Here is a 14,429-nt window from a genome sequence, read left to right on the forward strand (position 1 = left end):
ATGTTCAAAAATATACGACATACAATTCCAAATCTCTTGAAATTGGCGATTATTGCGATAATATGAATACGTTAAATCTTTCTGTCGGTTTTACGTTTCATAGAGCAAGATCACAAAAATAATTGATATATTCCCGTGGTTCAGGATATTTTTTATTTTTATTTGTTCTATCAAACCAAGTATTTATATTTACAGATCTGCTATAATTAATCTCATGAAAAAGCACTACACAATTTTTTTTCGTATTTTTTTAATTTTGTCGTTCTTCTTTTCCCTTTCTGCAAGTGCACAGGATATGTTGGTAACGAAAAGTATGGACACGCTGAATTGCAGAATAGGCAAACTCGAAAATGACAAATACCTTATCTCTTTTTATAGGAACAATCGGAAAATGGAAGGTTATATACATAAAGATTCCATCCTGTTCCTTGAAAAGAATGTATTCCGTAGTCTCAGAAGCAACAGGCTTCTTTTACATCCTATAACCGATTTCTCCATTGATGCAGGTGTTACCCATCAATATGGAACATTTCAAATAGAGGATGACCTCACCAGCAAAAGTAATTTCGGTGCCCGGACGGGTTTCTACATAGGTGCCGATGTGATTCTTTATCCGAACGAACATATAGGTTTTGGTGTAAAATACAATTTTCGGTCACTCTTAGGCGGGGATATTCTTTATCATTATGCCGGTCCATTGATGAGTTGGAGGATATGGGAAAAAAATAATAAAAATTATTGGTTCCTCACTGCTTCTTTCGGATGGGCAAAGATGATACAAAAAAATGCGCCCGTTGAGGGAATACTGGAACGGCAACGTATCAAATATATGTCCGCAAATACTTTTGGAGGTGATCTTTCCGTAGGGTATCATTATAGGTTATCTCAAAGGGTATCTGCCAGAATAAAATTATCCGGAATCATTGGCTGGCCGAACCGTGTAACTGTCCGTGATGCTAAAAAATATTCCTCTTATGGTCCCGTTAAAATAGGTGATTATTGTGATAATATGAATACCTTGAATCTTTCTGTCGGTTTTACATTTCACCGAATAAGACCGTCATATTAAAGGCCTGAAGAAATTCAGTTTTTGTGTAAATTTTTCTGGATGATTCAGACATTATCAAGGGAGTAAGCCTATATTTAGTATTTTCAGAAATTGGCTCCAGATACATAGTGTCATATAGTTTCAGAATGGTCGTGTGTCCTGGTATTTTTCGTTGTAAGCATTTAAACCCGTAATTATTCACACATTTTTGCTTCCTTTGCATCAAAATTCGTTAAAATAATAACTGGTGATTTATTTAACCCGTCGAGAAGGCTTTAGCGCCGCCCACCGGATGTTCCGTCCTGAATGGACTGAAGAAAAAAATACGGAAACATACGGAAAATGCTCCAATCCAAACTGGCATGGACATAATTATATTTTATATGTGACCGTCAAGGGAGAGATCAATCCTGAAACCGGATATGTCATCAACCTGAAAGATTTGAGTAAACTGATCAAAGAACGAATTATTGAAAGGATCGACCATAAAAATATCAATCTGGATGTTGATTTCATGCAGGGAAAGATAGCCTCTTCCGAAAATATGGCTATTGCTATTTGGAAAGAACTTGAACTTCCTGTTGCAAAGCTTGGAGCTTCTTTACATTGTATCCGGCTTGAAGAAAATGAAAATAACTCTGTAGAACTAATCAATTACAGACATGAATAAGACTGAGCAGCTGCAACAGCTATATGCAGAAGTTCTTCGTACCATCACACCCGATCCCCAAAAAGAAGGACTTGAAAAAACCCCTCTGAGAATTGCGCAGTCGCTCCAATTCTTAACCGAAGGATATAATCTGAATCCCAGGGACATTATTTGTTCCGCACTCTTTCATGAAGATTACCGGCAGATGGTCCTTGTAAAAGATATAGAAATGTATTCTATGTGCGAACATCATATGTTGCCTTTTTTCGGGAAAGCCCACGTTGCCTACATTCCTGACGGAAAGATTACGGGTCTGAGTAAAATAGCACGTGTAGTGGATGCTTTTTCCCGCCGGTTACAGGTGCAAGAACGCCTTACCATGGAAATCCGTGATTGTATTCAGGAAGCGCTCAACCCTATGGGAGTAGCTGTTGTTATTGAAGCCCAACATCTTTGTATGATGATGCGCGGGGTACAGAAACAAAATTCAGTCACGACAACATCTGCTTTTACCGGAGTATTTTTAAAAGACCATCGCACCCGTGAAGAATTCATTCATCTGATTGGCAAAAAATTACACTAATCTATTGTTTTCAATATGATCCGGAATACGGTTCCTTTTTCCGGGTCAGAGCGCAAAACAAAAATTTTACCGGCATGGTAATCTTCTATAATACGTTTGGTTAAAGATAGTCCTAACCCCCACCCTCTCGATTTTGTTGTATATCCCGGTTTAAAAACCGTCTTATATTTTCGTTTGGGAATACCTTTTCCCGTATCACTTACATCAACTGTTACCCGGTTTTTATAATGTTTCAGATCGATGCTGATTTGCCCGGCACCTCCTACCATTGCGTCCAATGCATTTTTACATAAATTCTCAATGACCCAACTAAAAAGAGATTCGCTCAACGGTACCATAACAGGATCAGCAGGAGGATCAAAGCAAATAGTTACTTTATCGGATGAACGCTTCCGGATATAATTCAAGCTTCGATCAATTGCCTGACCAAGATCTGTCATCGGAGTAGCGGGTTTTGATCCTATTTTCGAAAAACGTTCTGTTATGGCGTTAAGCCGATTAACATCCTTCTCCAACTCATTGACCAAAGACTGGTCTTCTACCTGCATTTTTAACATTTCAGTAATAGCCAGCAGTGAAGAGATCGGAGTACCTAACTGATGGGCCGTTTCTTTCGAAAGCCCGACCCAAACCTGATTTTGTTCGGATTTACGTGATGTATTGAATGCAAAGTATGCAATCCCTACAAACAACATAATGATTCCTAACTGAATATAGGGATAATAAGATAATTGATAAAGAATAGAAGAGTCATCATAGTAAAGATACTGTACATGGTCATAGAAGCTTATGGTGATCGGCTTATGTTTACTTTTCATATGCTCCAGTTGTTGAAGCACATAATTCTGATTTTGTGTTTTTTTAGGATCAAGATTCATGAAATCAAGAATATTCATGTCTTTATCGACCTGAATGACCGGAATAGTTGTATTATCTTCAATCACCTGAAGATAAAATTCAAGATTAGGATCTTCGATATCTGCTTTTACCACCATACGGTTAGCTTCAGCCCATAATTCAATTTTTTTCCTTTCTTCGGCCGCCAGTTTTCTAATCAGGTAATCGGTATATAATAACGAACCGAGCCCAATAGCTATGGCACAAATGAAAAGAAATATCTTCCATTTGGATCGCAAATTGTATATATTCATCTTACATACAACGATTTAAAAAGATTACTATAATAAAGCATATCTATTAAACGTGTATGCAATTATTTTATTGCGTCAACCTACGTTCCTGCTTTATCTCAAAAGTCTTTCCATCTTCGGCCGCTTCTGTATTTTCAAAAATAGCGCGGGCCTCCTGCAAGTGTTGTACTGTATCCCTATAGCGAGATGAAAAATGCCCTATCACCAACTTGCCTGCATTGGCTGCTTTAGCAACTTTAGCAGCCTCTTCAGCCGTAGCATGAAAAGTTTCTTTCGACCGTTCCCTTTCATCATTGGCATAAGTTGCTTCATGATAAAGCAAATCCACATGCTGCACAATTTCATGTAAATGTTCCAGATAAACAGTATCGGAGCAATAGGCATAAGAACGAACAGGTAAAGGAGGGTGGGTTAATTTGCGGTTAGGAATTACTTTTCCTTCTTCCGTAAGAAAATCCCCGCCTTCTTTAATCGCCAGTATATCCCGTAACGGGATCTGATAAAACGAGATCATATCTTTCCGGATATTCAATGGTTTCGTTTTCTCCCTGAATAAATATCCCCTGGTTGGGATACGGTGTTTCAACGGAAAGGATACTACGGAAAAATGTTTGTTCTCATAGACCATTTCAGGTTCATTCCCTGTTGATACGTGAAAATGAACAGGAAATAATAATGGTGTAAAGAATTTCGATTGTGCGGTCAACCACTCATCTACCTGGACCGGTCCAAAAATATCCAGTGGTTCAGTACGTCCCAATAAATTAAGGGAAGACAGTAAACCGGGAAGACCAAATACATGATCACCATGTAAATGGGAGATGAATATTGCTTTTAATTGATTTATCTTTAAATGAAAACGCCGGAGTTGTATCTGTGTTCCTTCTGCACAATCAATTAAATACAGGCACTCTCCTAATTGTAGCGCCTGTGCCGAAGGAAACCGCTGTGATGTCGGCAATGCTGCACCACTACCCAAAATTGTTACTGAAAATACCATCCTTATTATCCTTCATTTACAATTATGAAGGTCTATAAATTAAATAAATCGGTAACCAATAACCCTTTATCAAGGCTATGGTCACCGATTCATATTATAACATTTAGCTATTAAGCCTTTTCAATCAATGCTACCGCATCCTCAATAGAGGAAGTGATGTTCAACACCGTGTCAAGTTGGGAAATGGTAATTAAACGTTCAACGGCATCATTCAGTCCGGTTAAAACGAACACGCCCCCGGCATTTTTACACAACCGGTTGGCTACGAGAATTGAGCTCAAGCCAGAAGAGTCACAATAACGGCATTTGCTCAAATCAAGAATTACATTCTTTTCACCATTACCAGATATCAGCACTAATTCGGATTTAAGGTTTGGTGCAATATGTGTATCCAATTTCTCTTGCAAAACCCTGATTAATGTATAATTAGGTTGTTGTTCTACTTTAAAATCCATAACTGAAATTTTTTAGCATTGTTTGAATATTATTCTTTATCTGATTTAGGAGCAGCCTTTTTTCTTGACTTCTTCTCCGGCACATCAGCATTCCCTTCTACATTTTCATCATTTGCTTCTACAGGTTTTTCTTCTTCAGCCACTTTTTCTTCAGGGGCTTCATTTACTTCTTCTGCAGGTGCATCTGATTTTTTAGCCTTCACGGGAGCGGGAGCCTCTTCCTCAGAAGTTGCTGCCTTTTTCTTACGGCTTTTCTTCTCTGTTGCTTCCATCTCTTCCTTCAAAGCTGCTAATTCAGATATATCACCAAAAGTGGTCTTTTCGAGGGAAGCTTTCAACTTTTTAGCTGCCATCTTGGTTTCATCACCGGCTGAACGTTGCTTACCTGTAGAAGTAACACTTGTATCCTTCCTCAAATCTTCAAACACACGGCTATGGGACAAAATGATACGTTTTGATGATTTATTAAACTCTATTACTTTAAAGTCTAACTTTTCATCCAACTTAGCAGAAGTACCATCTTCCTTCACCAAATGTTTCGGAGTTACAAATCCTTCTACACCATATGGAAGTGCAATGATGGCTCCCTTGTCGAAAATCTCCACAACCGTACCTTCATGGATAGAGTCCACGGTAAATATGCTTTCAAAAACATCCCACGGATTTTCTTCCAGTTGCTTGTGACCCAGACTCAAACGGCGATTTTCCTTGTCAATTTCAAGAACGACAACATCGATATCCTCACCTATTTGTGTAAATTCAGAAGGATGTTTTACTTTCTTCGTCCATGACAGATCTGAAATGTGGATCAAGCCATCAACACCTTCTTCAATCTCTACAAATACACCAAAATTAGTAAAGTTACGGACTTTGGCAACATGTTTAGACCCGATACTGTATTTCTCATCGATCTGATCCCAGGGATCAGCTTTGAGTTGTTTGATACCCAGCGACATTTTCCGGTCTTCACGATCCAATGTCAATACCTGTGCTTCAATGGTATCCCCTACTTTCAGGAATTCCTGTGCACTTCTTAAATGTTGCGACCATGACATTTCCGATACGTGGATCAAACCTTCCACACCAGGAGATATTTCAACAAATGCGCCATAATCAGCAATCACCACTACTTTTCCGGAAACCGTATCCCCTACTTTAAGATTCGGATCAAGAGCATCCCACGGATGCGGCGTCAATTGCTTCAATCCAAGGGCTATCCTCTTTTTTGCATCATCAAAATCAAGGATCACCACATTCAATTTCTGATCCAGTTCGACCACTTCTTCGGGATGCGAAACACGTCCCCAGGAAAGATCGGTAATGTGTATCAATCCGTCAACACCTCCCAGATCAATGAATACCCCGTATGAGGTTATATTCTTAACAGTACCTTCAAGTACCTGTCCTTTTTCCAGTTTAGAAATAATTTCCGCTTTTTGTTGTTCCAATTCAGCTTCAATCAATGCTTTATGTGAAACCACAACATTTTTGAATTCATGATTGATCTTAACAATCTTGAAATCTGTTGTCTTACCAACAAAAACGTCATAATCACGAATCGGTTTTACATCAATTTGCGATCCGGGTAAGAAAGCCTCAATGCCAAAGACATCTACAATCATACCACCCTTCGTACGACACTTGATATAACCTGTGATTACCTCATCATTTTCAAGAGCCTGGTTAACCCTATCCCATGAACGCATAGAACGTGCCGTACGATGAGATAAAATTAACTGTCCTTTCTTATCTTCCGAACTTTCAACATATACTTCTACAGTATCACCTACCTTAAGGTCGGGTCTGTAGCGAAATTCATTCATGCTGACAACACCTTCCGATTTAAAGCCGATGTTTATTACCACTTCACGTTTGTTCATGGCAATTACCGTTCCGTCAATGATTTCATTTTCGGTGATGGATGATAATGTTTTATCATACATCGCTTCCATCTGGGAACGTTCACCTTCCGAATAAACATTAGGAACATTTGAATAAGTATCCCAATTAAAATTCTCAAGGGATACACTTTCTTTTTTAATTTTCTTGATTTCCTGAACTACTTCTTCTGCACCTTCATCTTCAAAGTCTTCCTCTTCTTCTGTAACATCTTCCTCTTCCGGAATTACAGTTTCAGATTCTGCTACAGCTTCTTCAGCCAATACTTGATTATTTTCCATTTCGAGCTCTTTTTCCAGCTCTTCCGATTTTGAATGTGTTGTCATTAAAAAAACTTGTGTTAAAAAATTAATGAATTAGACTTTATGTTGTTTATTTTGAATTTGCAAAGGTAAAAATATTTACCATATTTTCCACATAAAAATCATGTTTTTAGAAAAAACTTATAGATTTTTTCCTTGAAACATTTTTTCAAAAGAAAAAATAGCTACTTTTGCAGCCTCAAAAGAATGCCCAGATGGTGGAATTGGTAGACACGCTAGTTTCAGGGACTAGTGTCCGCAAGGATGTGCAGGTTCGAGTCCTGTTCTGGGTACAAAATTCCAGCCCAGGTGGTGGAATTGGTAGACACGCTACTTTGAGGGGGTAGTGGGCGATAGCCCGTGTGAGTTCGAGTCTCGTCCTGGGCACCACAAAATACCAAGAAGTTGATCGTCAATTCCTTGGTATTTTTTTTCTTACAGGAATCTAATAAAATTTCTCCAGACATATCAACACATTTTAATACGTTAAACACGATCTAATATGTACTAAATTATTATTTTGTTTAACAGCATCCTAAAAGTACCAATAATAATTTTCAGTTATAACCCGATATTTCGGTATCTGGCATCTTATTTGATATTTTTGCAAAATTAATACCTGCACTTTTTGAAGACCATGCAACCCGGCATCTGAAAAATGAAGAAATACTGGCAAATATTACGGAAGTATTGGTGGAGTCTTATACTCTGTCCGCTTCTGGTATTGGTTTTCGTAGTATGTGAAACGCTACAACCTATGTTGATGGCACGAATAGTGGATGATGGGGTCATGCTCAAAGATATAGACATTATCACCCGCGTAGGACTTTACATGGTGGGTATATCATTGCTGGGGCTTGCAGCAAACATTACCAATGTATACATTTCGTCGAACACCTCCGTGGGGTTCGCAACCGACCTGAGGACTCTTCTGTTCAACAAAATCCAAACGCTTTCCTTCGCAGAGATCGACAAATTCAATTCTGCATCACTTATAACAAGGCTGACGAACGACATCACCCGGATACAGCAGGTAGTATTACTCGGCCTGCGCATTATGTTCCGTTCGCCAATGATGCTTATCATGGCATTCGTTTATGTGCTTCGCATCAACTCAGGGCTGGCTATTATAGTAGCCGCGTCAATTCCAATCCTCGGCATAGCTGTATATTTCATACTAAAGAAAGGCTTCCCGTACTTCCTGCGCATGCAGAAGAAAGTGGATAGCCTGAATGCCGTGGTCAGGGAAAACCTCATCAATATACGTGTAGTGAAATCATTCGTCCGCGAACGTTATGAATCCCGTAAATTCTCGGCAAGCAATAAGGACCTGCAGGATGTGTCGATAAGGGCTGCAAATATCATTGTGACCATATTCCCGGTAATGCAGCTGGTGCTGAACCTCTCGGTGATAGTGGTGCTTTGGGCAGGTGGTACCCAGGTCGCAAGTGGCAACCTTAAGGTGGGTGAACTGGTTTCGCTGGTTAACTACCTCATGCAAATCCTTATGTCGCTCATGATGATGTCTATGATCATCATGAATATAGCACGTGCATCAGCTTCATCCGACCGTATCCTGGAAGTACTGGACACAGAATCATCACTGAAAGATAGTCCTAAAAGTGTGACAGACAACAACAAAATCACACAAGGCAGCGTAAGCTTCAAAAACGTAAACTTCCGTTACGCCGGCGCCGGCACTGACGTATTGTATAATATAAACTTCGACGTATCCCAGGGACAGACAATCGCAATTGTCGGGGCCACCGGTTCAGGTAAGAGCACCCTGCTGCAGCTTATACCAAGGCTTTACGACGCCTCAGACGGATCGGTGTGGGTGGACGGCCACGATGTCCGTAATTATCTGCTGGATGAACTACATCATAAAGTCGGAATGGTGCTTCAGAAGAACGTACTTTTCAGCGGAACAATAGAAGAGAATATTCGCTGGGGCAAGAAAGATGCAACAATTGAAGAAATAATGGAGGCTACCAAAGCCGCCCAGGCTCACGATTTCATCATGTCTTTCCCCAATGGTTACTCAACTGTACTGGGTCGTGGCGGAGTAAACGTTTCGGGCGGCCAGAAACAACGTATCTGTATAGCGCGCTCACTGATTGCCCGGCCAAAAATCCTGATACTTGACGACAGCACCAGCGCAGTAGATACCGACACGGAAAAAAAAATGCGCTCCGGACTGAAAGAATATCTGGGAGACACAACGGTATTCATTGCCACCCAAAGAGTAAAAACTATGGAAGGGGCTGATAAAGTGCTGGTACTCGACGACGGCACGATAGAATCGTTTGATACGCCTGAAAAGCTGCATGAACAATCGCGGATTTACAGGGAAATTGTCTACTCGCAACAAATGGCGTTTTAAAAAGGATAAAGCAGATGGCTCACGGCGGTAAAAATAAAGGTTATGTAAAACCGAAGGAAGGTAAAAAAACTTTCCTCAGGCTGGCCGCATACCTTGGCGACTCGAAAGGTAAGCTATCGGTTGTAATGGTGCTGGTTGTGATCTCGATCGCATGTAGCCTGCTGGGTTCTTATATGCTGCGCCCTATAATCAACGATTATATCATGCCCGGCGATATACCTGGACTGCTGCGCATGCTGGTCATCCTGGCCGGCATTTATCTGGCAGGAGTGGTGGCAGCATTCATACAATACAGGATGCTGAACAGGATAGGCCAGAAAACAGCCGCTCGCCTTCGTATGGAGTTATTTACCAAGATGGAGACGCTACCGGTGAAGTATTTCGACACACATCCTCACGGTGACCTGATGAGTCGTTATACCAACGACATGGACCGCATAAGTGAAGTACTTACCGACAATCTCGCCGATATGATCTCAGCAGTGCTGTCTCTCACAGGTATTCTCGTACTGATGCTCATCATAAGTCCATTATTAACGCTCTCGATGTTCATTATAGTGCCGGTCATGCTTCTTTTCGTAAATATCATCGCTAAAAGAAGCCGTAAATATTTTACGGCCCAACAAAATACGATCGGTGACGTGAATGGCTATATAGAAGAAATGATCAGCGGCCAGAAAGTGATTAAAATATTCGGACAAGAGAAGAAAGTAGAAGGGGAATTCGATGTGCGGAACAAAACCCTGTATGAAAAATCACGTAAAGCCCAGCTTTTCTCGGGAATGATGATGCCCATCATGCAGAACTTCAACACGCTTAATTTTGTAGTGGTCACTATTGTCGGCGCATTGTTGGCTATATACAGAGGGTTTGACGTGGGTGGCCTTGCCGCATTTTTGCAGTACTCACGCCAGTTCGGACGTCCGATTACCGATATTGCATCGCTCTATAACAATATCCAGTCCGCTATTGCAGGCGCCGAACGAGTCTTTGATATACTGGACCAGCCATCAGAACCTGCTGACCCCAAAGATGCCGTCCACCTTGTCATTAACGAAGTGAAGGGTGATATCTGCCTCACCGGTGTTTGGTTCAGTTATGATCCTGAAAAACCGGTGCTTAAAAATATCTCATTGCATGCCCGGCCAGGTGAACGAATTGGCCTTGTGGGATCGACGGGTGCGGGGAAAACCACTATACTCAACCTGTTGCCCCGGTTTTATGATATCGATAAGGGAGACATCACCATAGACGGCATACCGATAAAAAATATTGTCCGACGCGATCTGCGGAGCTCGCTGGCTATAGTATTACAGGACACCCATCTTTTCACGGGAACGGTAACCGAAAATATCCGTTTCGGAAAACCCAAAGCCACCCGTGAAGATGTAATAGAAGCGGCAAAACTGACCTCAGCACATTCGTTCATCAAACGATTACCCCAAGGATATGAAACCATTTTGGAGAATGACGGGGAAAACCTGAGTCAGGGGCAACGTCAGTTACTCAATATTGCGCGGGCAGCAGTTTCCGACCCGGCTATACTCCTGTTGGACGAAGCTACCAGCAACATAGATACACGTAGTGAAACCCTGATACAGGAAGGTCTGGATAAACTGATGGAAGGACGTACCAGCTTTGTGATAGCTCATCGTCTATCCACAGTGCGTAATCTCGACCGCATACTGGTACTCGAGAACGGGGAAATAGCAGAAGAAGGCAGTCACACCCAACTTATGGAAAAACAAGGCATATACTATCACCTCTACCGCAACCAATTTGCATAGGCTATTGAATTGAACGATTTACAAAACGGTATTACAAAAATACAACATGATATTCTATCAACAGGATCTTTATTGATCCCATTAACGAATATATAATTTTAAAATATGGATTTTACTTATACGGGATACAATAGCTGCCTTTACTGATTATAAAATACTTTCCAGGGCATCCCAACCTTTATTCTTTAAAGGATTCCGTAATCCCATTCATCTCCTTATCAAAGTAAAACAGACGATTACTTGTCTCAACGACACCATATAAGTCCTTCACCTGATATTTATTTCGTATTTTCCAACCGATATGTTCGCTTTTATATCTGGCCTTAAAGTTATCTTTTAACCCGATCAGCCGTTCCGCATATTTTATTTCCAGTTGGGATAACCGCATATAGGAAATCGCCGTTTCTTCATCTTTATCGCTCCATAATCCGGCTTTATTCTTATGTATATTACTCTTCGATAACCATAATTCTATGGAATCGGATATAAATACAAAAGCAGGGTCATCCGAATAGGTGGAAAACAAACTATCTACCTGAGTAAAGGTAATGGAATCATAACTATTGGGATAGGGATATGTCGACTCACCCCACTCTTTCACAAGGATTTCTGCCTTTTCCTGCAAAGGCAACGGATTAGAATGACAGGACATCATCCCGATCACCAAAACTACTATAGCCAGACTTTTCAACATCATTGATCCAATAGCATGTTACTTTTTATTACATAAAATAGTGAAAGCCGGGAGGTATTACAAGCTTGCTTGCAAATGTCCGAGGCGCATCCTATATTCTATACAAATATATCTAAAATTATAGCAGTTGATCACACTTTTCCTATCTTATTTAACATTATTTACCAAAAATCAACGAAATTTGCTCCCAGCCAGCCGCATGGCATTAGAAATTAAACGCGTAAAATTCAATATATTACCAATCAATGATTGTATTCCTATGAAACGAAGCATGTAAATCAGAGATTTACGCCATAAGGAAATTTAACATGCTGAGTTCCATACGTACATAAAAATAATATATCATATGAAAAGAGTGATGATAATCAATGGTGGACCACGCAAAAAATTCAATACATCAATATTACTTGATGAAGCTGCAAAAGGAGTCAGAGAATCAGGGGCTGAAACCGAGACCATCCACCTGTATGATTTTGAGTACAAAGGTTGCAACAGTTGTTTTGCATGTAAACATAAAAATGCTACATGTAAATGGAAGTGTACGCTAAAAGATCATCTTTCACCCATTCTCGAAAAGATATTAAGCAGTGATGCTGTTATATGCGGATCTCCCATATATTTGGGACAAGTAACCGGAATGACCCGTTGTTTCCTTGAACGACTGCTTTTTCCGTTATTATCTTATGAAGACAGCAACAGAAATTTTGCCGGAAAAATCCACAGTGCGTTCATTTATACAATGAACCTTGATTATGAAGAAGCAATAAGGAGAGGTTACGGGTATATTTTTGCCACCAATGAAAGATATATGCGGAATCTTGGAGGCACATTCGAACAACTGATCATTGGAGATACGTACCAATTCGACGATTACCACAAATATGCAGCTGCACGCTTCGATGAAAAGCATAAGGATCATATCAGGAAGACACAGTTCCCTATTGATCGCCAAAAAGCTTTTGAATTGGGCCGAAAGATAGTTTCCGGAGAATAGCTTCCGAATATCTGTCAGGATAAATATCCAACCATTGAGTTATCGTGACAATAAATCAAACAGATAATTCCCCATCAATTGATTTTTATTATTATTTTTGTGCTTTATTTAGTAATTATCTTATCATTTAATAATAACATCATGGTTTCATACAAAGATTTAGGCTTGGTTAATTCGAAAGAAATATTCGATAAGGCCTTTAAAGGTAGATATGCCATCCCGGCATTCAATTTCAATAATATGGAGCAGCTACAAGCCATTGTTTCTGCATGTGTTGAGACAAAATCACCTGTTATTTTACAGGTTTCGAGCGGCGCACGTAAGTATGCTAACCAAACATTACTTCGTTATATGGCTCAGGGAGCTGTTGAGTATGCCAAAGAACTTGGATACAATATTCCCATCGTTCTCCATCTGGACCATGGTGATACTTTTGAACTATGCCAGTCATGTATTGAGTATGGCTTTTCATCAGTAATGATCGACGGATCTCATCATCCGTATGATAAAAATGTGGAATTAACTGCAAAGGTAGTAGAGTACGCACATAAATATGATGTTACCGTTGAAGGTGAATTAGGTGTATTGGCCGGTATAGAAGATGACGTTGTCGCAGAACACCACACTTATACCGAACCGGACCAGGTAGAAGACTTTGTAAAGAAAACAGGCGTTGATTCGCTGGCTATTTCAATCGGCACTTCGCACGGAGCCAACAAATTCAAACCTGAACAGTGTACCCGTAATGCCGACGGTATTCTGGTTCCTCCGCCGTTGCGTTTTGATATCCTGGAAGAAATTGAAAAACGGATACCAGGATTCCCTATCGTATTGCATGGTGCTTCTTCGGTTCCACAGGATCTTGTCGCTACCATTAATCAATATGGAGGTAAACTTAAAGATGCGATCGGCATTCCCGAAGAACAGTTGCGCAAGGCTGCTTCATCGGCTGTATGTAAAATTAATATCGACAGTGATGGTCGTTTGGCTATGACAGCTGCAGTACGTGAGGTTTTTGCTCTTCAGCCAGCCGAATTTGATCCTCGTAAATATTTAGGTCCTGCCCGCGATTCGTTGAAAAAACTTTATATTCATAAAGTAAAAAGTGTACTGGGTAGCGCAGGAAAGGCCTAAGATTTTTATATTAAAATAATAAATAAAAACCTTTCCTGCATAGGAAAGGTTTTTATTTATCCGTTTTTCAACCAGCTATATTACCTGTTCGCAATAGCCTGTGACGCGATTGAATATATCCGCTCAAGAATTTCTTTACGTACCGGTTGTTCCGCTTGTTGAAAAAAGCCAGCAATATCGGCGTCCATTAATGCCTGGTTATTATAACAGGCTTGTGTTTGTTGTGAACCGGAATAATGCTGTGATAAAAACAGAAGAGTAAATTTCTTAGCCATAGGCAACATAAATTTTAAGTAAAACTTTACTTGAAAAACGAGTTTTTATTTCGATTATTGTATTTTTTTCAAAAA

13 protein-coding genes and 2 tRNA genes are annotated in these 14,429 nt (G+C 40.1%); 9 read left to right on the top strand and 6 right to left on the bottom strand.

From position 1 onward, the window contains the following. Positions 1-214: 214 nt before the first annotated feature. From LBQ60_21720 to folE, 3 genes are all read left to right on the top strand, one after another. Positions 215-1,069: an autotransporter outer membrane beta-barrel domain-containing protein gene (locus tag LBQ60_21720; protein MDR2040544.1), complete on the top strand. Its 855-nt coding sequence runs from the start codon at positions 215-217 to the stop codon at positions 1,067-1,069. Positions 1,070-1,295: 226 nt separating this feature from the next. Next, on the top strand, positions 1,296-1,718 hold the full coding sequence (locus tag LBQ60_21725) for a 6-carboxytetrahydropterin synthase (GenBank protein ID MDR2040545.1): 423 nt from the start codon (positions 1,296-1,298) through the stop codon (positions 1,716-1,718). Continuing rightward, positions 1,711-2,280, top strand: coding sequence for a GTP cyclohydrolase I FolE (gene folE, locus LBQ60_21730; protein MDR2040546.1), 570 nt, complete (start codon positions 1,711-1,713; stop codon positions 2,278-2,280). The genes LBQ60_21725 and folE overlap by 8 nt, the downstream gene beginning before the upstream one ends. On the opposite strand, the gene LBQ60_21735 is transcribed toward folE, so the two are convergent. From LBQ60_21735 to rpsA, 4 genes are all read right to left on the bottom strand, one after another. After that, on the bottom strand, positions 2,277-3,431 hold the full coding sequence (locus LBQ60_21735) for a HAMP domain-containing histidine kinase (protein ID MDR2040547.1): 1,155 nt from the start codon (positions 3,429-3,431) through the stop codon (positions 2,277-2,279). The genes folE and LBQ60_21735 overlap by 4 nt on opposite strands. A 67-nt stretch (positions 3,432-3,498) precedes the next feature. Then, positions 3,499-4,431, bottom strand: coding sequence for a ribonuclease Z (locus tag LBQ60_21740; GenBank protein ID MDR2040548.1), 933 nt, complete (start codon positions 4,429-4,431; stop codon positions 3,499-3,501). 110 nt (positions 4,432-4,541) lie between these two features. Further along, the gene (locus LBQ60_21745) at positions 4,542-4,886 is read right to left on the bottom strand and encodes an STAS domain-containing protein (protein MDR2040549.1); all 345 of its coding nucleotides are present in this window, start codon (positions 4,884-4,886) and stop codon (positions 4,542-4,544) included. A 29-nt stretch (positions 4,887-4,915) separates the two neighbouring features. Then, positions 4,916-7,111: a 30S ribosomal protein S1 gene (rpsA, locus tag LBQ60_21750; GenBank protein MDR2040550.1), complete on the bottom strand. Its 2,196-nt coding sequence runs from the start codon at positions 7,109-7,111 to the stop codon at positions 4,916-4,918. Positions 7,112-7,296: 185 nt separating this feature from the next. Between rpsA and LBQ60_21755 the strand changes: the two genes are divergently transcribed. The 4 genes from LBQ60_21755 to LBQ60_21770 all read left to right on the top strand — a co-directional run bounded on the left by LBQ60_21755 (position 7,297) and on the right by LBQ60_21770 (position 11,257). Further along, positions 7,297-7,380: transfer RNA gene (locus LBQ60_21755), tRNA-Leu, on the top strand. A 10-nt stretch (positions 7,381-7,390) separates the two neighbouring features. Further along, a tRNA-Leu gene (locus LBQ60_21760) sits at positions 7,391-7,477 on the top strand. Between the two features lie 268 nt (positions 7,478-7,745). Continuing rightward, positions 7,746-9,470, top strand: coding sequence for an ABC transporter ATP-binding protein/permease (locus LBQ60_21765; GenBank protein ID MDR2040551.1), 1,725 nt, complete (start codon positions 7,746-7,748; stop codon positions 9,468-9,470). Positions 9,471-9,484: 14 nt separating this feature from the next. After that, entirely contained in the window at positions 9,485-11,257 is a 1,773-nt protein-coding gene (locus LBQ60_21770; protein MDR2040552.1) for an ABC transporter ATP-binding protein/permease, read from the top strand. Between the two features lie 178 nt (positions 11,258-11,435). Here the strand turns inward: LBQ60_21770 and LBQ60_21775 are convergent, their stop codons facing one another. Then, complete coding sequence (locus LBQ60_21775) at positions 11,436-11,954, bottom strand: hypothetical protein (protein MDR2040553.1); 519 nt, start codon at positions 11,952-11,954, stop codon at positions 11,436-11,438. 343 nt (positions 11,955-12,297) lie between these two features. On the opposite strand from LBQ60_21775, the gene LBQ60_21780 reads away from it, so the two are divergent. Continuing rightward, positions 12,298-12,945 (top strand): flavodoxin family protein, encoded by a 648-nt coding sequence (locus tag LBQ60_21780; GenBank protein ID MDR2040554.1) that lies wholly within the window; start codon positions 12,298-12,300, stop codon positions 12,943-12,945. Positions 12,946-13,086: 141 nt separating this feature from the next. Continuing rightward, a complete protein-coding gene (locus LBQ60_21785) occupies positions 13,087-14,079 on the top strand; it encodes a class II fructose-1,6-bisphosphate aldolase (protein MDR2040555.1) in 993 nt (330 codons plus the stop codon). An 80-nt stretch (positions 14,080-14,159) separates the two neighbouring features. Here LBQ60_21785 and LBQ60_21790 read toward each other — a convergent pair whose 3' ends face one another. After that, positions 14,160-14,354, bottom strand: a complete 195-nt coding sequence (locus tag LBQ60_21790; protein ID MDR2040556.1) for a hypothetical protein — start codon at positions 14,352-14,354, stop codon at positions 14,160-14,162. Between the last annotated feature and the right edge of the window lie 75 nt (positions 14,355-14,429).

The organism is Bacteroidales bacterium (assembly GCA_031275285.1).
In the GTDB taxonomy this organism is placed as follows: Bacteria; Bacteroidota; Bacteroidia; order Bacteroidales; family UBA4181; genus JAIRLS01.